Origin of the sequence: Sphingorhabdus sp. (assembly GCF_023910635.1) — a bacterium.
In the GTDB taxonomy this organism is placed as follows: Bacteria; Pseudomonadota; Alphaproteobacteria; order Sphingomonadales; family Sphingomonadaceae; genus Sphingorhabdus_B.
On sequence record NZ_JAAVVZ010000004.1, the window covers coordinates 123,758 to 142,504 of the forward strand.

Annotated in this window: 18 protein-coding genes and 1 tRNA gene; 4 read left to right on the forward strand and 15 right to left on the reverse strand. The window is 54.9% G+C overall.

Annotated features, from left to right (window positions below; genetic code table 11):
* Positions 1 to 16: 16 nt before the first annotated feature.
* Entirely contained in the window at positions 17 to 715 is a 699-nt protein-coding gene (locus tag HEQ34_RS03550; protein ID WP_296197478.1) for a YafY family protein, read from the reverse strand.
* A 74-nt stretch (positions 716 to 789) separates the two neighbouring features.
* Between HEQ34_RS03550 and HEQ34_RS03555 the strand changes: the two genes are divergently transcribed.
* Positions 790 to 1,212 carry a PaaI family thioesterase gene (locus HEQ34_RS03555; protein WP_296197481.1) on the forward strand — a complete coding sequence of 141 codons (423 nt, stop codon included), beginning with the start codon at positions 790 to 792 and terminating at the stop codon, positions 1,210 to 1,212.
* A gap of 34 nt (positions 1,213 to 1,246) precedes the next feature.
* Here HEQ34_RS03555 and HEQ34_RS03560 read toward each other — a convergent pair whose 3' ends face one another.
* From HEQ34_RS03560 to HEQ34_RS03610, 11 genes are all read right to left on the reverse strand, one after another.
* The gene (locus tag HEQ34_RS03560; RefSeq protein WP_296197484.1) at positions 1,247 to 1,558 is read right to left on the reverse strand and encodes an antibiotic biosynthesis monooxygenase family protein; all 312 of its coding nucleotides are present in this window, start codon (positions 1,556 to 1,558) and stop codon (positions 1,247 to 1,249) included.
* Positions 1,559 to 1,991: 433 nt separating this feature from the next.
* Positions 1,992 to 2,531, reverse strand: coding sequence for a hypothetical protein (locus HEQ34_RS03565; RefSeq protein WP_296197487.1), 540 nt, complete (start codon positions 2,529 to 2,531; stop codon positions 1,992 to 1,994).
* A 386-nt stretch (positions 2,532 to 2,917) separates the two neighbouring features.
* On the reverse strand, positions 2,918 to 4,219 hold the full coding sequence (locus tag HEQ34_RS03570) for a dienelactone hydrolase (RefSeq protein ID WP_296197489.1): 1,302 nt from the start codon (positions 4,217 to 4,219) through the stop codon (positions 2,918 to 2,920).
* Positions 4,216 to 5,205 carry a LysR family transcriptional regulator gene (locus tag HEQ34_RS03575; protein WP_296197491.1) on the reverse strand — a complete coding sequence of 330 codons (990 nt, stop codon included), beginning with the start codon at positions 5,203 to 5,205 and terminating at the stop codon, positions 4,216 to 4,218. The genes HEQ34_RS03570 and HEQ34_RS03575 overlap by 4 nt, the downstream gene beginning before the upstream one ends.
* Positions 5,206 to 5,349: 144 nt before the next feature.
* Complete coding sequence (locus tag HEQ34_RS03580) at positions 5,350 to 6,939, reverse strand: BCCT family transporter (protein WP_296197494.1); 1,590 nt, start codon at positions 6,937 to 6,939, stop codon at positions 5,350 to 5,352.
* Between the two features lie 33 nt (positions 6,940 to 6,972).
* The gene (locus HEQ34_RS03585; protein ID WP_296197496.1) at positions 6,973 to 7,479 is read right to left on the reverse strand and encodes a sarcosine oxidase subunit gamma; all 507 of its coding nucleotides are present in this window, start codon (positions 7,477 to 7,479) and stop codon (positions 6,973 to 6,975) included.
* The gene (locus tag HEQ34_RS03590; protein ID WP_296197499.1) at positions 7,472 to 10,333 is read right to left on the reverse strand and encodes a sarcosine oxidase subunit alpha; all 2,862 of its coding nucleotides are present in this window, start codon (positions 10,331 to 10,333) and stop codon (positions 7,472 to 7,474) included. The genes HEQ34_RS03585 and HEQ34_RS03590 overlap by 8 nt, the downstream gene beginning before the upstream one ends.
* Positions 10,330 to 10,602: a sarcosine oxidase subunit delta gene (locus HEQ34_RS03595; RefSeq protein ID WP_296197502.1), complete on the reverse strand. Its 273-nt coding sequence runs from the start codon at positions 10,600 to 10,602 to the stop codon at positions 10,330 to 10,332. Before HEQ34_RS03595 ends, HEQ34_RS03590 begins: the two co-directional genes overlap by 4 nt.
* Position 10,603: 1 nt before the next feature.
* Positions 10,604 to 11,857, reverse strand: coding sequence for a sarcosine oxidase subunit beta family protein (locus HEQ34_RS03600; RefSeq protein WP_296197505.1), 1,254 nt, complete (start codon positions 11,855 to 11,857; stop codon positions 10,604 to 10,606).
* Positions 11,854 to 13,068 carry an aromatic ring-hydroxylating dioxygenase subunit alpha gene (locus HEQ34_RS03605; RefSeq protein ID WP_296197507.1) on the reverse strand — a complete coding sequence of 405 codons (1,215 nt, stop codon included), beginning with the start codon at positions 13,066 to 13,068 and terminating at the stop codon, positions 11,854 to 11,856. The genes HEQ34_RS03600 and HEQ34_RS03605 overlap by 4 nt, the downstream gene beginning before the upstream one ends.
* 4 nt (positions 13,069 to 13,072) lie before the next feature.
* A complete protein-coding gene (locus HEQ34_RS03610) occupies positions 13,073 to 15,580 on the reverse strand; it encodes an FAD-dependent oxidoreductase (protein WP_296197510.1) in 2,508 nt (835 codons plus the stop codon).
* Positions 15,581 to 15,816: 236 nt separating this feature from the next.
* Between HEQ34_RS03610 and purS the strand changes: the two genes are divergently transcribed.
* Both purS and purQ read left to right on the forward strand, forming a co-directional pair.
* Positions 15,817 to 16,047 carry a phosphoribosylformylglycinamidine synthase subunit PurS gene (purS, locus tag HEQ34_RS03615; RefSeq protein ID WP_296197514.1) on the forward strand — a complete coding sequence of 77 codons (231 nt, stop codon included), beginning with the start codon at positions 15,817 to 15,819 and terminating at the stop codon, positions 16,045 to 16,047.
* On the forward strand, positions 16,047 to 16,712 hold the full coding sequence (purQ, locus tag HEQ34_RS03620) for a phosphoribosylformylglycinamidine synthase subunit PurQ (RefSeq protein WP_296197519.1): 666 nt from the start codon (positions 16,047 to 16,049) through the stop codon (positions 16,710 to 16,712). Before purS ends, purQ begins: the two co-directional genes overlap by 1 nt.
* On the opposite strand, the gene HEQ34_RS03625 is transcribed toward purQ, so the two are convergent.
* Both HEQ34_RS03625 and HEQ34_RS03630 read right to left on the reverse strand, forming a co-directional pair.
* Positions 16,665 to 17,069, reverse strand: coding sequence for a hypothetical protein (locus HEQ34_RS03625; protein WP_296197522.1), 405 nt, complete (start codon positions 17,067 to 17,069; stop codon positions 16,665 to 16,667). The genes purQ and HEQ34_RS03625 overlap by 48 nt on opposite strands.
* A 6-nt stretch (positions 17,070 to 17,075) precedes the next feature.
* The gene (locus HEQ34_RS03630) at positions 17,076 to 17,807 is read right to left on the reverse strand and encodes a queuosine precursor transporter (RefSeq protein WP_296197524.1); all 732 of its coding nucleotides are present in this window, start codon (positions 17,805 to 17,807) and stop codon (positions 17,076 to 17,078) included.
* Between the two features lie 58 nt (positions 17,808 to 17,865).
* On the opposite strand from HEQ34_RS03630, the gene HEQ34_RS03635 reads away from it, so the two are divergent.
* Positions 17,866 to 17,942 (forward strand) — tRNA-Arg (locus HEQ34_RS03635).
* 207 nt (positions 17,943 to 18,149) lie between these two features.
* On the opposite strand, the gene HEQ34_RS03640 is transcribed toward HEQ34_RS03635, so the two are convergent.
* The gene (locus tag HEQ34_RS03640) at positions 18,150 to 18,737 is read right to left on the reverse strand and encodes an invasion associated locus B family protein (protein ID WP_296197527.1); all 588 of its coding nucleotides are present in this window, start codon (positions 18,735 to 18,737) and stop codon (positions 18,150 to 18,152) included.
* Positions 18,738 to 18,747 lie beyond the last annotated feature (10 nt).

Consider the following 18,747-nt stretch of genomic DNA (forward strand, 5'->3'; position numbering starts at 1 on the left):
AAGTTCTAAGTCGCGTTCAGGCTTTTTGACTGCGCATCTCAACAGCGAAGATTTTGGTGGCGAGATAGGCCTTCAAATTCTGGCTTGGATCATCTGGGAATTGGTCACCCGTTTCGTCGATTTTCGTTATTCGATCCAGTCTAAATGCTCTGAAGTCGTTACGGAGTTCGCACCAAGCGGCAAACAGCCAGCCGTCTGTGAAGGCCCAAATGGCAAGTGGCCGCACCCGACGGTCCGACTGGGTTCCTGCGCTATCCTCGTAAACCAAATGTAAAATATTGCGCGCACGCACGGCGCGGCGGATCAATTTCATGGATGGAAGCGCAGGACCGTCTCGTCTGCTCGCAAATAAAGGCGCATTTTCAAGCTTGCGCTTATCTGGATCGGGCAATGATGCTTGGATTTTGCTTCGTACTTCGCGGGCCGCCTCCGCCAACGACGTGTCGCCGGCGACTTCGACGAATGACAATCCCATCGCCAGCGCATCAAGCTGCTCAAATGTAAAGGTCATGGCTGGAAGGTCAAATCCTGGCCTCAACAGATAGCCAACGCCTGCTTCACCTTCGATAGGTAATCCAGAACCCTGCAAATGGGCGATATCCCGATAGACCGTTCGCACACTTATCTCGAAATATGTTGCAAGGTCCTCAGCCCGGCACACGCCGCGTGAACGAAGCTCGTTGACTAATCGGAATAGGCGTTCGGCGCGGCGCATAGATACATTACTGACACAACGCTGTCAGGAGCGCCATCCTATGATCGAACTGCCTAAGCAGACGGAGTAAGTTCATGTCCATTTCCACAATTCTCGACCGCTTTCCCACGCCGCCATGCGCGACCTTGCTAAGCCTTGATATAATTGAAGCCGACCAAGAGGAAGGTCGCGTGACAATCGCTTTCACGGCCAAGCCGGATTTTTGCAACGCTTCTGGCAATATACAAGGTGGCTTTCTGGCAGCGATGCTCGACGATTGCATGGGGCCAGCAATGCTAATTGCGACCAATGCAGACACCTTTCCGTCGACAATACACCTCAACGTTCAGTTTTTGGCACCAGCCAAGCCCGGCAGGCTTATTGGCAAAGGCCGTGTGGTAAAGATCGGCACAACAATCGGCTTTGTTGAGGCAGATTTGGAAGATACACAGGGCGTTCTTATTGCACGTGCAACCGCGAGCGTCAGGATGACGGCGATGCAAAAAGCAGTCATCTGACTCCGCGGCTAAATGAGCAATTTAGGGTCAGGACCTAACTTGCAATACGCCGTAATGCCGTGAACGCGGGTTCCGCCGCCAAGAACGACATGAGAACAGTCAGGTCGCCACGTTCAACCCGCCATGCCATATAGGCCAGCTGAGCCTCGGCTGACTCCCATATTTCATAGAAAAAAACCTTATTGGAATGTACGTCGTCCAGCAGAATGTCGAAACTTATGTTTCCCGGTGCCTCTCGACTTAATGCCAGATTTTGCACTGTGTAACGAAGAAACGCCTCAAGCATTTCAGCTTTTATCGTCAACTCGGCGAGCATGACCAACTTGTCATCTATTGCGTGTTTCATTTCTGCCTCCATTTATCACTAAGGGCAGGACTAACACGGTGCTCCTGACACCGTTGTGTCAGGACAAAACAGCGGATTTAGATGATGCCGACTGTCCGCTTAATTTCTAATTAGCTTATGAAGCCACCTGTTAAAGCCATATAAATCCAAACCGCCCAACTTGACAATTACCCCCTGTTCCTATAATGTTCCATCGTTCTTTGACAGCCAAATGCGGCATAGAATATTTCGCTTTCACACCAGCTTCTCTCCCGCCGCAATCTTGTAGGAAATTTTATTGCGCGCGCAAGATTGCGGAATGCGTTTAGGTGAGACCTTAGTGTGACCTTTGACGCAATTCTGCGGCTTTTGGAGGCTTGCTGCACCTTTGGGAACAAGCCGCGGGGAGTTTGGTGGGGTTAGCCTATGTCTGAAATTTGTGGGGCGCGGGCGCTTAATAGACAGGGAAGATCGTCACTTCGTCCTGCTCGAGTGAAGCGAACGCGTCTTGCCATGGGACATTCTTAGGCACTTCGCGCCGCCCGGCGGTAAACATTTCCGTATCTACCGCGCCCGAATAGAATCTTACGAAAAGCCCCACATATGGAAGCTGCAATTCGTTACCGAGATTCTGGAGCGCGGCATGCCATAGTTCAAGGCTATCGGAGCCTCTGCCGACGGGCTTGGCACCGGCCTTTCTTTGGTCATCTATAGCGCGGGCTATCTTCGCCTCTGACCAGCCCTTGCGCCGCATGCGAACCGCTTCCTTCGCCAGTTTACCCTCAAAATGTTCAGGCGTATCATATCGCGGCGCAAGCACCGTTCCGCAGTCGCAATGCCCACGGGTGGTCAGATATTGGCGCTCATCGTCCCGCAAAACTTTCCGGATAGCTGGATTGTCGATAGGGGTTGCCGCCCGACCGTGCCGGTGCATCACCGCGCGAACGGCATCAGCGTCCTGCGTGGGCACAACAAGGGTTATGTAGTGACACATATGCGAAGCTTAGCCTCTCGTCCGCATGCCTGCAATATTGTCGGAAGCAGCGCATAACGCCGCGCAAATTCTGGGGCTCTGCACACTGGGGGTCTGCCAATTTGACATTCTAGCATTGTTCCTGTAATGTTCCATATAGTTTTTGTCATCCATGCGCGGCATTGCCGCTTTCTACTTTCGTTTATAGCATCCACCGCTTTGCTTTTGTAGGAAATTTTATTGCGAGCACGACATTTTGCGCAATGTGGTCAGGTGCGATTTGGGTGTGAACTTGCAAGCAATTCTGCGGCTTTTGGGGGGCCACCTTTGTGGCGGGGGTGCTTTGCGCATATCCGCCGCTTCGCAAAAAAGTCTGGCTCTTTGGTCGCCCGACGGAGCGACGCTCGTTACTTCGCGGCTTCCTGATGCTGCAATGTCATTCCTTGTGCATGGCGGCGTTGGAAGCCCTTCCATAATGTCACGCCTTCGCCGCCGGGGCTATATGCGCCCCATGCGGTTCCGGCCGGCGCATTCCATTGCCCGTCGTCGGAATTTTCAACGGCCACATTCAGATAGGCCGCCTTGCTGTCGTCATTTCGCAGATGCACGGCCAGAAACGCAGTGATGAAATGCAGGTTGATGGCGTTGATCCGGTCTTGCCGCCAGATCGGGTCTTCAAACCAATCCATATCCCACACGGTCCCGCGCATTTCGGGCGGGGCTGGGTTGAGGGCAATGGCATGGCCCGCCTGTTTGTAGGTGAGCAGATAGCGGTGGCTGTTCACCGCGCCATTAAACACCGCCAGCGCACCGCTTTTATAATCCACCACAGGGTCGCTATCGCCATGGATCAACAGCAAAGGCACGGTGAGCGCGGCAAGACCTTCTGCGCCCCATAAGCTGCGTGGCGCGCCGCCTGCCGGTGCCAATGCCACCACGGCCTTTACGCCTTTTAAGGCCATGGCATCGGCCTGCGCCCGCCCCCGCGCAAATGTCTTGAGCCAGCCGCCCGCGACCAGGTCCATATTCGGGCCTGCCGGATCCAGCGATGCCCCGCCAGCGGTCAGCACGCCATAGCCGCCTTGTGAATAGCCAATTAGCGCCACATTATCCGCGTCGATCAAGTCGCCAAAACTGTCCCGCAACGCATTGGCCACAAAAACGATGTCGCGCGGACGGTTGAAATTCGGTGCGGCGCGGGTGCCCGGCGATGCGACATAGGGGTTTGGGTCGTTGTGATGAATGGCGGCAACGACATATCCCTTGGACGCCAAATTTTCGGTCAACCACGTCATGACGGCGGGATTGTTGCTATAGCCATGGCTGACGATCACCAAAGGATGCTTGCCGCCTGCTGCCATCGCGCCGCTAACCGCCATGCCCTTTTGCGCGAAGTGTACCGGCGGGAACGGCGGTTCGGCCCACAGACTATCGCGATAGACAACCGGCTTTGCGCCATTTTTGACCGTTGCGGGGTACCAGATATCCACCCGCAAAGTGCGATCAACAAGCGGAACTTCGGTGCCATCCGGATTTGCGTTCTCGACATCAGGCTGATTTTTATGGGTCAACAGGACCGAACGGAAACCAACCTTATTTGGGCCCAAAGCCGCAAGTTCGGGGGCATCAACGCCGGGGATACTCGGGACACCCGCATGGACGGGCGCGGCGAGCAGGGCCAGGACAGCAAGCCAGATGCTGCGGATCATGCAGTCATCTCCGCGCCGTCCAGCGTTGGAGCGGGCCATGACAATTGCTGGGCCATCCAGGGATATTCGGCAATCAACGGCGGAAAGGTTTTTTCGCGCAAAACCTGCTGGCATAAAGTCGCGGTGCGCTGCGGAATATCGCCCAGTTCATCCATCCGCGCCACAACCTGAACTGCGCGTGAAAAGCGCCCACGCGTCATTGGTTCGGCGCGCAGATCGGGCAGCAATTCCGGCACGGCCGCCAGGCACACCGGCGTCGTTATTGTCCATCCGATGCCTGCGGCGACCAACGCCAATTGCTGATGCGACGATTCGACTTCGACCATCTGCGGCAGTTTCAATTTCATCCGGACAATCTGGCGTTCGATTTGCTGGCCTGTGCCCGTCAGGCGGGAAAAACGGATCAACGGCAATGATGATGGCACGCCGCTTATGTCCAATGGCTCGCGAAAATCTTTCGGGAACACCAAAATAAAGCTTTCCTCGAACACAGGGTGCAGTTCCACCGTATCGCGATGTTCAAGGCTGAAGCTGCCGGTCACCATCATGTCGATGTCCCGCGCCAGAAATTCGCCTTGATGCTCCAGCGATATACCTGAGCGGATATTCCACCGGTCTGCCCGCGGCCCGAGATGCTGAAGAATAGGTGCGGTAAGTTCGTTGGCCAGGCTGAAGGACATCGCGACCGTGACGCTCGAAATAGGTAGGTTTGCGCCTTCGCGGACCTCATCATAGGCAAGGCGGGCATGGGCGATCAGCTTGTGACCACGCGCAAACAGCGATTTTCCGCTTGCCGTCAAACCCAATGGGCGCATCGTGCGGTCAAATAAGGACGCGCCAATGCCGGTTTCCAGTCGGGCAATCGTTTGCGAAACCGCCGACTGTGTAACCTGCAGATGCGCGGCGCATTGCGACATGCCGCCAAGTTCAACGGTCATGATGAACACTTCCAATGCGTGCAGATCGAATTCCTGCGGCAATTTCATACAGCGGCCCCTCCAAGCGCTCAGGATTAGGCATAGCTCAATGGCTAATATTAACTGCGCTAATGGCTATTCGAGACTTTACGTAATACTGCCATGCATTTTCGACATAGGCGGATTATGTTTCAGCGGCGTTGCATGCTTGCATCACTTTGGCGGATCATTGCTGCTAACCGGATGTCGATGCAAGGCCAGCAAGCCTTTTAATGTGCCGACGCACATGCCCAGCAAGATGAAGGCCAAGGGCAATCCTGTGGCAATGGCACCTGCCTGAAGCGAGGTCAGACCGCCATTGAGGAGGAGAAGGACGCCGATACCCCCAACCGCGACAAGCCAGATCGTCTTTTGCTTCAGCAGCGTATCGGTGCGTCCACCCGCTGTCATCGTATCGATTACCAACGTTCCAGAATCCCACCCTGTCACGAAAAAGATAAGGATCAGGCCAATCGCAACAAAGGACGTGAACTGCGCCCAAGGCAAAGTGCCCAGCAGCACAAATAATTGCGTATCGAGCGATGCTTTGGCCAAGTCTGCGCCATTGCCGGCAACGATCTGCGCAATGCTGGCATCGCCAAAAATGGTCAGCCATAATATGCCAAGCAAGCTTGGCGAAATCATGGCCCCGGCAATAAATTCACGCACCGTCCGGCCCAATGAAATACGCGCCATGAACATGCCGACAAAGGGCGCCCAGCTCATCCACCACGCCCAATAATATACCGACCAATCATTGTAAAAACCGGTGTCCATGCGCCCCAGTGGGTTGGATAATGCCGGCAGCAGTGTAAGATAGTTGTATATGTTGCTGGCAAGGTCGCCCAATAGTTGCAGCGTTGAGCCCGTGGTCAAAACAAAGATCAACAACGCAAAAGCAACCCACATGTTTACTTCGCTCAAAATCCGGATGCCACGGTCAATGCCGCCCCGGATCGACAGGAAGGTGATGCCCGCCATTACGAGGATGAGCGCTAGGATCGTCAGCGACGAGCTCGTCACATCATACAGATGGGCAATCCCTGCCATTGCTTGCTGCGCGCCAAGCCCAAGAGATGTTGCAAGCCCAAAGATTGTAGCAAGTACCGCGAGAATCTCTAAAACATCTCCAGTGCGGCCCCAAACAGCCTTGCCGAATAAGGGGTAGAATGCCGACCGCATCGACAGCGGCATGTTGAAGTTAAAGTGGAACACCGCAAGCGCAAGGCCGGTCACGGCGAAAATCGCCCAAGGGTGAAGCGCCCAGTCAAATATGGTCGCCGCCATCGCGATGCTGCGTGCGGCAGCCGCATCACCAACGGCTCCCCCCAATGGTGCCGCAGGTCCGCCTGCCATGGCCGAGGTGAAATGGGTAACCGGTTCGCCAACGCCATAAAAGACAAGGCCAATGCCCATGCCAGCTCCGAACAACATCGCAAACCAGGACAGTCGCGAATAATCGGGCGTTGCGCCTTTGCCCCCCAAGCGGATTTTACCCAGTGGCGACACGGCCACAACAACACAAAATAGCAAAAGCAGGTTCCCCGACGTCATGAAGAACCAGTCGAAATGGGACACGGCACCACTGCGCAACGCCGCGAACAGGTCGGTCGACGCCTTTGGCGCAATCAGGCTGAATAGGATGACAGCGAAGGAAATGAATGCCGTGGGCAAGAAGACAGCCGGGTTGATATGCATCCCGCCCCAAACACGGTTGGACTGGCCATAATTGCCCAGATCTATTGCCTTATCCCAATCTGCCATTGAACCCTCCCACAAAGGTGCGATGCCGCTCGGTCAATGGCGTGCCGCCATGGTCATCGCCATCCACAACCATGCAGAAAAACTGCGCCAGACTTCGACATGGAAACGGTCTTCTGCGTCACGAATGAGGATGATTTCGACCGTTTCATACATGGTGCGCGCGGCCCGACCGACCGCAAATTGGCTCAGATCAAGCGGGCATCCCGACATCAAAACCTCCGATGCACGCGGACCTTCGACAACAAGGCATATGGACCGTTCGCTAACATCTGCAACAGCCACGGGCAGCCCTTCCCCTGTCGGGATCGTCGCGCCAGCTTGGCTACGTAGATAATATTCGTCGGGGCCAAGGCACATAATGCCACCTTCGGATGCGCCGATTTTCCTTGGTATTTTGACCTTTAGCAAGCTCTCCAAATCCTGCGCATTGCGCGCCCGCAGCGTGTGACGCTGCATCGGCGGCGCAAGGCTGATACGGACACCCTGCGCTACAAAGGGGGTTTCGGTAACAGGCTCATGACGAATAAGGGCGTCAGACATGCAGCCGTGCTCCTTCCGGGTCGTAGAAAACGGTGCCGGTGACTTTGGCGGTATGCGTCTTGCCTGGCATCGGAATATGTAGCGTGTCGCCGGTCCTATCATGTCCACCAGCGACCAGCGCCATCGCAATCGAACGGCCAAGCGTTTCGCTCCAATAGGACGATGTCACATGACCGATCATTGTCATCGGGATGGGTTGGTTGGGGTCAGCAACAATCTGTGCGCCCTCCTCTAACACAAGATTCGGGTCGTCGGTCAGCAGGCCGACCAACTGCTTACGGCCCGGCGCGATGATATCAGGGCGCGCCATGGATCGTTTGCCTACAAAGTCAGGCTTTTTCTTGCCCACGGCCCAATCGAGACCAGCGTCAAAGGGCGTTACCGTGCCGTCGGTATCTTGCCCTACAATGATGAAGCCTTTTTCTGCACGCAAAACGTGCATCGCCTCGGTACCATAAGGGGTGATGTCATATTGCGCGCCCTGCGCCATCAATTGTTCCCATACAGCCCGCCCATAAGCCGTCGGCACGTTGATCTCAAAGCCCAGTTCGCCGGTGAAGCTCACGCGGAATAAGCGCGTGTTGATGCCGCATATCGTGCCCTCACGGATCGCCATATGTGGAAAGGCTTCTGGGGACAGGTCAATGCCCTGCACAAGTGGTTCAAGAACCTTGCGCGCATTGGGGCCTTGCAGGGCGATGACAGCATATTGCTCAGTCGTGCTGGTCAACCAGACGTCAAGGTCGGGCCATTCGGTCTGGAGATAATCCTCCATCATGTTGAGCACGCGCGCCGCGCCGCCGGTTGTCGTGGTCAGGTGGAAGCGATCCGGTGCCAACCGCGCCGAAACGCCGTCATCGGTGATGAAACCATCCTCCCTCAACAGCAGGCCATAACGACACCGCCCGGGCTCCAGCGCCTTCCACGGATTGGTATACATGCGATTGAGGAACTCAGCGGCATCGGGACCCACGACTTCGATCTTACCCAGCGTCGATGCATCAAAAATACCAAGCGACGACCGCACCGCAACGCATTCGCGGTTCACGGCTGCATGCATATCTTCATTTGGTTTAGGGAAGTATCGCGCCCGCCGCCATTGCGCGACCAATTCAAACACGGCACCATGTGCCTGCGCCCAGCTATCAATATTGGTTGTCCGTGTGGGTTGAAACAACGCCCCTTTGGCATGTCCGGCCAGTGCCCCAAATGTCTGCGGCGTGTAAGGCGGACGAAAGCTAGTGAGCCCGATATCAGGGACGGGCTTATTCAGCGCGGACGAAGCGATTTGCAATCCGTTGAGGTTGGATGTCTTGCCTTGGTCGGTCGCCATGCCGTTGGTGGTGTACCGCTTGATATGCTCGATGGAACGAAAGCCCTCACGCACCGCAAGCGTGATGTCCTTTGCCGTCACATCATTCTGGAAATCGACGAATGCCTTTATGCGGCTTTGGTCCTTAGGCGTTGGCAACATATCGATAACCGCGCCCGTGCCATAATCCCAATCTCCCGAACATCCGCCAACACAGTGGACATTTTCATTTGGCTGATCGGGGACATATGCGCCCAGGTCATCGCGCCATTTTAGGCTGCCCTTGCTGTGCGACCATAAATGCACGCTTGGCGTCCAGCCACCCGCCATTAACAGCGCATCTGCATCAACGCGCCGAACCCGTTGATCCGCATAATCGCAGATGTCGACGGAGCTGACCCCATGCCTGCCATGCACGCCAACCACGCCGTGGTTCAAGTAAACCGTGATGCCCAGACGGTCCGCCTCATGCATCAACGCGCTATCGACGCTTTCGCGGACATCGATAATGGCGCAAATGCGAATGCCCGCTTTGGCCAGTGCAAATATATCATGCCAGCCGCTATCGTGCGACGCCATTAACGCGGGCGCTTTGCCAACGGCCACGCCGTACCGATGGGCATAGACCTTCGCAGCGGACGACAGCATCACGCCGGGCGTATCATTGCCGTCAAAAACAATCGGTCGTTCAATGGCACCTTGCGCAAGCACGACTTCACCTGCCCTGATGCGCCACAGTTTCTCGCGCGGCCTATCTTCGATTTCAGGAAGATGATCGGTCAGCCGCTGCACTGCGCCTATGAAATTGTCATGATAATAACCGAATGCCGTCGTACGCGTCAGGATCGTAACATTGGGCGCGTTGGTTAATGCTTTGATGCTGCGTTCCAGCCAGGGCCATAATGCAGGGTCGGCCAAAGCGCCGCCACCCAATTCATCCTGCTCATCTATCAGGATGATGCGCTTGTTTGAATCCATAGAGCCAAGCGCGGCGTCGATACCGGCGGGCCCTGCGCCAATAATCAACAGATCGCAATGGGCGTAGGTTGATGCATAGACATCGGGATCTTCGGTCGTCGGCGCATCGCCAAGTCCTGCCATTTTGCGAATGGCGGGCTCATACACCTTGTCCCAAAACGAACGTGGCCACATGAAGGTTTTGTTATAAAAACCGGCCGGAAAAAACATGCCCAGCCGGTCATTAATCGCACCGAAATCCATCGCCAAAGATGGCCAGCGATTTTGGCTGAACGCGTTGAGCCCATTATGAATTTCAATACCCGTCGCGCGCAAATTGGGGGTAAATCGCCCTGGCCCGCGATTGACCGAAATCAGGGCATTTGGCTCCTCACTGCCCGCAGCAACCAGCCCGCGCGGGCGGTGATATTTGAAGGATCTGCCGAACAGCATGACACCATTGGCGAGCAAAGCCGACGCCAACGTGTCGCCTGCAAAACCCTGGTAGCTCTTGCCATCGAAGCTGAACATGACAGGCTGGCTTCGGTCAATGCGCCCGCCAGTTTTAAGACGAAAGCCACTCATCGGCGCGGCTCCCCGGCTTTATATGTTGTTTCAAATTTATCGGTCACTGTATCGCGCACCGCGTTAAAGAAACGCCCGCAACCATGGATATGCCGCCAGCGTTCATGGTGCCGTCCACGCGGGTTGGCGCGGATGAACAAATAGGCCTCCCAATCCGCGTCACTTTGACCGGATGGATCAAGCGGGCGCGCTATGTGCGCCTGTCCTGCGTTCGCAAATTCAATTTCCGGACGCTTCTCGTCACAATAAGGGCAGTGGATCAGGATCATATCAATGCGCCACCGCTGCTGCGGCCGCTTCGTCAATCAACCGCCCGTTCCGGAAACGGTCGAGGTTGAAGGGGGCGTTGATATAATGCGGTTCATCTTTTGCCATGGTGTAGGCCAGCAAATCCCCTGCACCCGGCGTGGCCTTAAACCCGCCCGTGCCCCAACCACAGTTGACGTACAGCCCCTTCACCGGCGTCTTACCCAATATCGGCGAGCGATCCGGCGTCACATCGACAATGCCACCCCATGTTCGCAACATCCGCATCCGACGGTAAATTGGAAAAATCTCGCAAATGGCCGCCAGCGTATGTTCAACAATGTGCAGCGCGCCGCGTTGCGAATAGCTCACATATTGGTCCGTTCCCGCGCCAATCACCAACTCGCCTTTGTCGGACTGGCTCATATAGGCGTGGACTGTGTTCGACATCACGACGCACGGGAAGGTTGGCTTGATGGGTTCAGAAACCAGCGCCTGCAACGGGTAGCTTTCGAGCGGAAAGTCGAGGCCCGCCATGTGCATGATAACCGATGTGTTACCCGCCGCCGATACGCCAACGCGCTTTGATGCGATATAACCCCGTGTGGTTTCCACGCCCTCTACTGCGCCATTGGCGTCGCGGCGGATACCCGTGACGGCGCAGTTCTGAATGATATCCACGCCCAAAGCAGCGGCCGCACGCGCATAGCCCCACGCCACCGAGTCATGTCGCGCAGTGCCCCCGCGCCGTTGCAGCGCCGCCCCCAAGACCGGGTGCCGCGCGTCTGACGATATGTTTAATGGCGGGCAATAGGCTTTGGCCTGTTCGGGCGTCAGCCATTCATTATCAACACCGTTGAGGCGATTGGCATTAATATGCCGTTGAAGGCTTTGCACGTCATGCACATTGTGCGCGAGCATCATGACGCCGCGCTTGGAATACATGATGTTATAGTTAAGCTCCTGACTGAGGCCATCCCACAGTTTCACCGCATGGTCGTAAAGATGCGCGCTTTCGTCATACAGATAGTTGGAGCGGATGATCGTCGTATTCCGTCCGGTATTGCCGCCACCAATCCAGCCCTTTTCAAGCACCGCAACATTCGTAATCCCATATTTCTTGGCGAGATAATATGCTGCGCCGAGACCATGCCCGCCCCCGCCGACGATAATCGCATCATAACCAGGCTTAGGCGCAGCATCGGGCCATTGTTCAGGCCAATTTTGATGCCCGCTTAAGGCTTTGGCAAAAAGGCTGAATGCGCTGAAGCGAGTCATGATTGCACCTGCGCAAGCGCCGCTTTCGCGCGGCTTACGTAGAAGGCTTTAAAATCGTCAACCAGCTTTTCCTCCAGTGCATACGGCCCTTGGACATAGCCGTCATTGGCAATCCCACGATGATTAATCGCGGAGAAGTGCCCGTCTTGTTCGTTGGTTTTGCGCCATAATGCCGCCAGATGGTCCGGATCGTAATCGACCCCCTCAACTGCATCTTCGTGCACGAGCCAGCTTGTGCGCAGCAATGTCTTGTCAGGTCCAATCGGTGTCAGAGAAAATGTGACCACATGATCGCAACAAAAATGGTGCCAGCTATTTGGCTGGGTCCAGACAGAGAGGCTCGATGTTTCCGGCACCTTAAATGGCCCAATCAGTTTCTGGCAGGCAAGCTTGCCATCTATCGACTGAGTCACAGCGCCGTTTGCCAATGCCAAACGCGCTACGCGATGCCACCAGCCATCGGGAAACTCGATGACATCATGGTCAATGCCCAACGCCTGCCATTCTGCACGCTTTTCTTGCAGATAATCATCGGCGGGCGCATCCTTGCCAAAGCCAGTGGTGCCGAGCACGCTGATCAATTCGGGATGACCAACATCGCAATGATAGCATTCGCGATTATTCTCCATCACCAGCTTCCAATTGGCGTCTTCGATATAATCATCCTGCACTGCGATCTTTAGCTTTTCGAGGTCATACACTGCGATCTGATCCGCAATGTCAGCTTTCACACGATCAATCGGCGGCGGATTATCACTTAGACAGATGAAGATCAGCCCACCGACATTTTCCAGCGCAACGGGATTCAGGCCATGATCTGCCTTGTCGAAATCCTCTGCCATGCTGCGCGCAGCGAGAAGCTTGCCGTCGAGGCCATAAGTCCATTGGTGGTAAGGGCACATCAACCGCGCCGCACGACCGCTTTGTTCGAGACAAATTTTCGCACCGCGGTGGCGGCAACTGTTCCAGAATGCCCGGACTTCATTGTCGCGCCCACGCAGTATGATGATGGAATTATCCGCCAGTTCGAACACGAAATAATCACCCGGATTTTTCAGATGGGCCACGGTGCAGGCATATAACCAGACCGATTTAAGCATCACCTGCGTGTCGAATGCGAACGCATCATCGCTGACATACAATCCACGCGGCAATGTGTAACCTTTGCGGTCATTGGCAAGCCAGTTGGCGATCGGGGCGAGGTGCAGCACGGACTTAGCTCCTCAGTGCGTTGTTATCAGGATCGAAGGGTGAATCGGTTATGATCGTCGCTTTATGCCTAACGCCCAAAATGACGATTTCCAATTCCGCGCCCGGCACCGCCAAATCTGGACGGACCATCGCAAGGGCAAGCGATTTGCCGACGCGCCAGCCATAGCCCCCCGATGTCACGCGGCCAACCAAATCATCCCCCTGATAAATCGGCTCTGACCCACGTGCGTCGGCATCGGTGACATCATGCACCTCCATCGTAACCAACTGGTTTGCGCTGCCGCGTTCTTTCCACGCCAGCAACGCCTCCCGTCCAAAAAATGAAGGTTTTTTAAGGCTGATGAAACGGTCCAAGCCGCTTTCATAAGCGGAATATTCAACCGACAATTCGCGCGGGATAAGCTTGTAGCTTTTTTCCAGCGCCATCGACGTCATCGCGCGGATACCAAATGGCTTAATGTCAAACGCAGCGCCGACCTCCATCAATCTGTCGAAAATATAATTCTGCATTTCAATCGGATGGTGGATTTCCCAACCCAGCTCGCCAATGAAGTTCACCCGCAACGCGTCGACTTGCGCTAGGCCAATGCTCATTTTCTTGCCCGTCAGCCATGGAAAGGCCTCGTTTGACAAATCCGTGTTGGTCAGCTTTGCCAGCACATCGCGTGACCGTGGGCCAGCGAGCACCAGCACGCCCATGGACGTTGTCAGCCGTTCGAAATTGACTGAACCATCTTTTGGCATGGCCTTTTTCAGATAATCATGGTCGTGCCGCTCATATGCCCCTGCCGACACCAGATAATAACGCTGCGGCGCGGCTTTGTACACCGTGAATTCACTGCGCACGCCGCCTTTGCGTGTAAGCAAATAGGACAAAGTGACGCGTCCGACCTTTTTGGGCACTGCATTTGTCAATAATTGGTCAAGCCAGCCTTCTGCCCCTGGCCCCGATATCTCGCATTTCGCAAAGGCGCTCATATCCTGAATGCCGACATGCTTCGTCACGTGCAGGCATTCATTACCGACATGTTCGAAATAATTGGAGCGGCGGAACGACCATTTTTCACGGACGGGTTCGCCGGGCACGACGGGATGATTGTCATTTAACAACACATCGGGCTTGTCGAGGTCGGCTGTACTTAATGTATAGCCAGCGGGTGCAAACCAGTTGGGGCGCTCCCAACCAAACACGCTACCAAACACACCGCCAAGCGCTTTCATCCGGTCATAGCATGGCGTGCGCCGTAATGCGCGTCCCGCCTCGCGTTCCTCATCAGGATAATGCACTGTGAAGACCTTGGCATAAGCCTCCTCATTTTTTTCGATCAGAAAGCCCCTGCCGGCATAATCGCCAAAGCGGCGTGGGTCGACGCCCATCATGTCGATGGTCGGCTCCCCGTCTACAATCCAGTGCGCCAACTGCCACCCCGCGCCGCCTGCGGCCGTGATCCCAAAGCTGTGGCCTTCGTTCAACCAGAAGTTTTTCAGGCCCCATGCTGGTCCGATGATCGGCGACCCATCGGGCGTGTAGGCAATCGCGCCGTTATAGACTTTCTTGATGCCCACTTCGCCAAAGGCAGGCACGCGATTCATTGCGGCGACGATATAAGGCTCAAGCCGTTCGAGTGCATCGGGAAACAGTTCATATTCGCTGTTCGCCGCAGGGCCATCGACATAGCAAGCGGGCGCGCCAACCTCATATGGCCCAAGCAACAGGCCACCAGCCTCCTCGCGCATATAATAGCTCGCGTCAGATTCGCGCAGCACACCCATTTCCGGCAGGCCCGCCTTTTTGCGCTCCATGATTGCAGGGTGCTGCTCAGTCACCAGATATTGGTGCTCGACCGGGATGACAGGAATATCCAACCCAACCATCGCCCCTGTTTGCCGCGCAAAGTTACCCGAACAGGATATGACATGCTCGCAAGCGATGTCGCCCTGATCCGTCGAAACCAGCCACTCGCCATTGGGTTGCTGCGTGATTCCAGTAACCGTTGTGTTGCGATAAATCGTCGCCCCGCGCTGCCGAGCACCTTTTGCCAGCGCCTGCGTAAGATCCGCAGGCTGGATGTAACCGTCATCGGGATGCTGAATCGCGCCAATGACACCGTCCATGTTGGCAAGCGGCCAAATATCCTTGACTTGTTCCGGCGTTAGGAAGTTGACATCAACACCAATGGTGCGGGCAACCCCTGCGTAATAATGATATTCATCCATCCGGTCCTTGGTTGTCGCCAGTCGGATATTTGTGACCTGCGACAATCCCGCATGCAGTCCTGTTTCGGCCTCCAAAGTGGGATATAAAGCCACCGAATATTGGTGCAGCTTACCCACGGAATAACTCAGGTTAAAAAGCGGCAAAAGCCCGGCTGCATGCCATGTTGACCCCGAAGTCAGTTCCTTGCGCTCAAGCAAGACAACATCGCTCCAGCCCATTTTGGCGAGATGATACAAAGTGCTCACGCCTACAACGCCGCCACCAATCACTACCGCCCGTGCCGTTTTTTTCATTTTGTCCACTCAGCCTATTTGTGACTCGGCTATGTCAGATGAAATGGCGGCGCGGCAATTGGATTGCGCCCCAGCTGGGCTTATATAGATTTTTCTAATGTTACATATTAGCTTTTGACATTATTGTTATGGGCCGGACTTTCCAAACCGCGTTAAAATGCGATTGGCGTTAGCTTACGCTTGAATCGCACGTGGCGGCATCTATAGAAACGGAAACTGGCAATTGGACGGGTCGTATGAAAACGCGCATTTTTGTAACATTGAAAAACGGTGTTCTCGACCCACAAGGAAAAGCCATCCATCACGCCATAGAGGGCTTAGGTTTTTCGGGCGTTCATGACGTGCGGGCCGGACGCCTGATCGAAATCGAGCATGAACCGGGCGTGTCAAAGGCTGACCTGGAAATGATGTGCACCAAGTTGCTGGCCAATATGGTTATTGAGAATTTCGAGATTGAGCAGGCCTGATGCGCGCAGCGGTCATCCAATTTCCGGGTTCTAATTGTGATCGTGACATGGCCGTCGCCATTCGCGACATTACCGGTGCCGAAACAACTTTGGTCTGGCACCGCGCTGGCGAATTGCCTGATGGGCTTGATCTGATCGCTATTCCCGGCGGCTTTTCTTATGGCGACTATCTGCGCTCCGGTGCCATGGCTGCGCGCTCTCCGGTTATGCAGGCGGTCATTAAGGCTGCAGAACGCGGGGTCCCCGTTCTGGGTGTATGCAATGGCTTTCAAATTTTGACAGAGGCTGGTCTGTTGCCCGGCGCGCTCATGCGCAATGCCGGGATCCGCTTCGTGTGCCGCACGGTTGGGCTAACGGTCGAAAATAATCGCTCTGTTTTTACCAGCGGCTATTCCGCCGGTGAGCAGGTCCGAATTCCCGTTGCGCATCATGACGGCAATTATTTCGCTGACACTCAGACGCTTGATAGGCTTGAGGGCGAAGGCCGTGTTGCCTTCCGTTACGCCGAAAACGTAAATGGTTCGGCCCGCAATATCGCTGGCGTGCTTAATGCTGCCGGAAATGTGTTGGGCATGATGCCGCACCCCGAACGCATGACCGAAGCCGTGCATGGCGGGTCAGACGGACGTCGCTTGTTCGAGGGGCTGGTGCGGCAGATCGCTTGATATTGCTGCTGGGCTGACAGGCGACGCTTTCTTTCGCGGAAATAAAGCACGCCCCAATATCAAGAGCATAGTCGGCCAAAACATCGTGTTGTAAACATCATGCAGGGCTGCATCTATGGTAGCCTCTCCGGCTGCAGCCCCCCGCAAATCGGCATATTCGTTAAACAACTCGGCGATACATACGATTAACCAGCACCACGGGCTGTCGGGTCGCCGCCGCAACACCAGGGCCGACACGCATAAGATCAAAAGCGACCCATGAACATGCATCGCATCATTGGTCAGGCCAACTGTTTCGATCAGCCAGATTTTATGGCTGACCCAATGCTCGGCCAGAAGCTGTAAACGGTCCTGCATGAAGTCCTAAACTTTTGTTTTGAAGGGTGAAAAATTCGTACCCTTGTCGAATATTTCGACGCCCTCTTTGCGCTTCAGCCAACCAACAACACCATAAGTGACGGGCGTAAGCACAACTTCCCAGCCCACTTTCAACAGCCAGTTGGTAACCATAACGCTTATAACCTGCTCGTTGCTCCACACCCCCCAAAAGGCGAGCGGATAAAAAATGAGGCTATCGATGCCCTGACCGACAATCGTTGAACCAATGGTGCGCGTCCATAAATGCTTTCCTGCGGTCCAAATCTTCATGCGCGCCATCACATAGCTGTTTACGAACTCACCCGCCCAAAAAGCCGTGATTGATGCAATAACGATCCGCCAAACTTGACCGAAGACGCTTTCATATGCCGCCTGCCCTTCCCAACCGGGTGCAGGCGGCAGGGTCACAACAACCCAACTCATAAACGCCATGAAGAGCAGCGCTGCAAAGCCAACCCAGATGACACGGCGCGCGCGCGCATAGCCGTAGACTTCCGTCAGGACATCACCAATGACGTAGCCCAACGGGAAAAACAATATTCCAGCACCAAAAATCCATTGCTCGCCCGATATTGTCAGCGCCGCAGGTTTGGCCGCCCCAATGACGTTCGAGAGCAACAAAATGGCGACAAATGCCGCCATAACGAAGTCATAATAGCGAAACTGGCGGCCGATAACTGCGCTGGCGCTTTCATCAATGATAAGGTCGTCGTGCATGAATCGACATAAGCAGCTTTGCGTTCGCGCGCAAAGCCGTTATTGCGCAAACCAGCGCGCGCCCTTAGCTCAGCTGGATAGAGCGCGAGACTTCTAATCTTGAGGCCACAGGTTCGACTCCTGTAGGGCGCGCCAGTATTTTTGTTTTTTTACCCAGCAAAGCCACGCAGAAAAAATTTTCATCCGGATAAGCACCGGATAAAAATGCAACTACACTTGACCGGTGCCGAGTTTATAGGTCGAATAATTAGTACAAATAGTGTCAATTAATTTCAATAATAGCCCAGTATTTGCTCTCATCATTAAGAGTGGCGGGTATAATTTGACCACTCGCAGCCTCGGTTATTTTTTGATGGCAACAAGCGCTTCCTTAATACCTTCCAAGGGAACTTCGACCACGAGGGTCTTTTCGTCCCCACCCCAAGGGCGGAAGCCAACCTTCATGATTTTACCTGCAATAAGTTGGCCTTGAAGATTTTCATCAAGTTCAACAACCGACTGGCATCCATCGGGCAAACAAGTTGTGTACGCAGCCTTAACTTCGACGCCTTCATCAATCTTAATTACGGTGCCCGCGCGCAGATCAACGCCAAACGGCAGAGTCAGAACGGCAAATGTCCGCCCCTGATCGGCAGCGAGCAGGGCCTGCAACAGGCGCCCCTTGGTCGTGTCATCGGAATAATTCTGGGTCTGTACCGCGCGGCAATCCGATGCGTTTCCTTTATTACAAAGCAATTCCCACTTTCCGAACGTATTCTTAAGTTCCCACTCGACTGGCGCTGCGGCAGGTGTCGCGGGTGTCGCCGGACTGGCAGGTGCGGTCACAGCAGGGCTGACAGCCTTTTTTGGGCGCGCAGCCTCTACAGGTCCGGAAACCAACAAGCTAACGGCGATAGCAGCGATCGACAAAGTGTTTAAAAATCTAGCCATTTTTGATCCT

Coding starts and splice junctions, on each gene's coding strand:
- HEQ34_RS03550 (WP_296197478.1), bottom strand. CDS start 715: ATGCGCCGCGCCGAACGCCTATTCCGATTAGTCAACGAGCTTCGTTCA.
- HEQ34_RS03555 (WP_296197481.1), top strand. CDS start 790: ATGTCCATTTCCACAATTCTCGACCGCTTTCCCACGCCGCCATGCGCG.
- HEQ34_RS03560 (WP_296197484.1), bottom strand. CDS start 1,558: ATGAAACACGCAATAGATGACAAGTTGGTCATGCTCGCCGAGTTGACG.
- HEQ34_RS03565 (WP_296197487.1), bottom strand. CDS start 2,531: ATGTGTCACTACATAACCCTTGTTGTGCCCACGCAGGACGCTGATGCC.
- HEQ34_RS03570 (WP_296197489.1), bottom strand. CDS start 4,219: ATGATCCGCAGCATCTGGCTTGCTGTCCTGGCCCTGCTCGCCGCGCCC.
- HEQ34_RS03575 (WP_296197491.1), bottom strand. CDS start 5,205: ATGAAATTGCCGCAGGAATTCGATCTGCACGCATTGGAAGTGTTCATC.
- HEQ34_RS03580 (WP_296197494.1), bottom strand. CDS start 6,939: ATGGCAGATTGGGATAAGGCAATAGATCTGGGCAATTATGGCCAGTCC.
- HEQ34_RS03585 (WP_296197496.1), bottom strand. CDS start 7,479: ATGTCTGACGCCCTTATTCGTCATGAGCCTGTTACCGAAACCCCCTTT.
- HEQ34_RS03590 (WP_296197499.1), bottom strand. CDS start 10,333: ATGAGTGGCTTTCGTCTTAAAACTGGCGGGCGCATTGACCGAAGCCAG.
- HEQ34_RS03595 (WP_296197502.1), bottom strand. CDS start 10,602: ATGATCCTGATCCACTGCCCTTATTGTGACGAGAAGCGTCCGGAAATT.
- HEQ34_RS03600 (WP_296197505.1), bottom strand. CDS start 11,857: ATGACTCGCTTCAGCGCATTCAGCCTTTTTGCCAAAGCCTTAAGCGGG.
- HEQ34_RS03610 (WP_296197510.1), bottom strand. CDS start 15,580: ATGAAAAAAACGGCACGGGCGGTAGTGATTGGTGGCGGCGTTGTAGGC.
- purS (WP_296197514.1), top strand. CDS start 15,817: ATGAAAACGCGCATTTTTGTAACATTGAAAAACGGTGTTCTCGACCCA.
- purQ (WP_296197519.1), top strand. CDS start 16,047: ATGCGCGCAGCGGTCATCCAATTTCCGGGTTCTAATTGTGATCGTGAC.
- HEQ34_RS03625 (WP_296197522.1), bottom strand. CDS start 17,069: ATGCAGGACCGTTTACAGCTTCTGGCCGAGCATTGGGTCAGCCATAAA.
- HEQ34_RS03630 (WP_296197524.1), bottom strand. CDS start 17,807: ATGCACGACGACCTTATCATTGATGAAAGCGCCAGCGCAGTTATCGGC.
- HEQ34_RS03640 (WP_296197527.1), bottom strand. CDS start 18,737: ATGGCTAGATTTTTAAACACTTTGTCGATCGCTGCTATCGCCGTTAGC.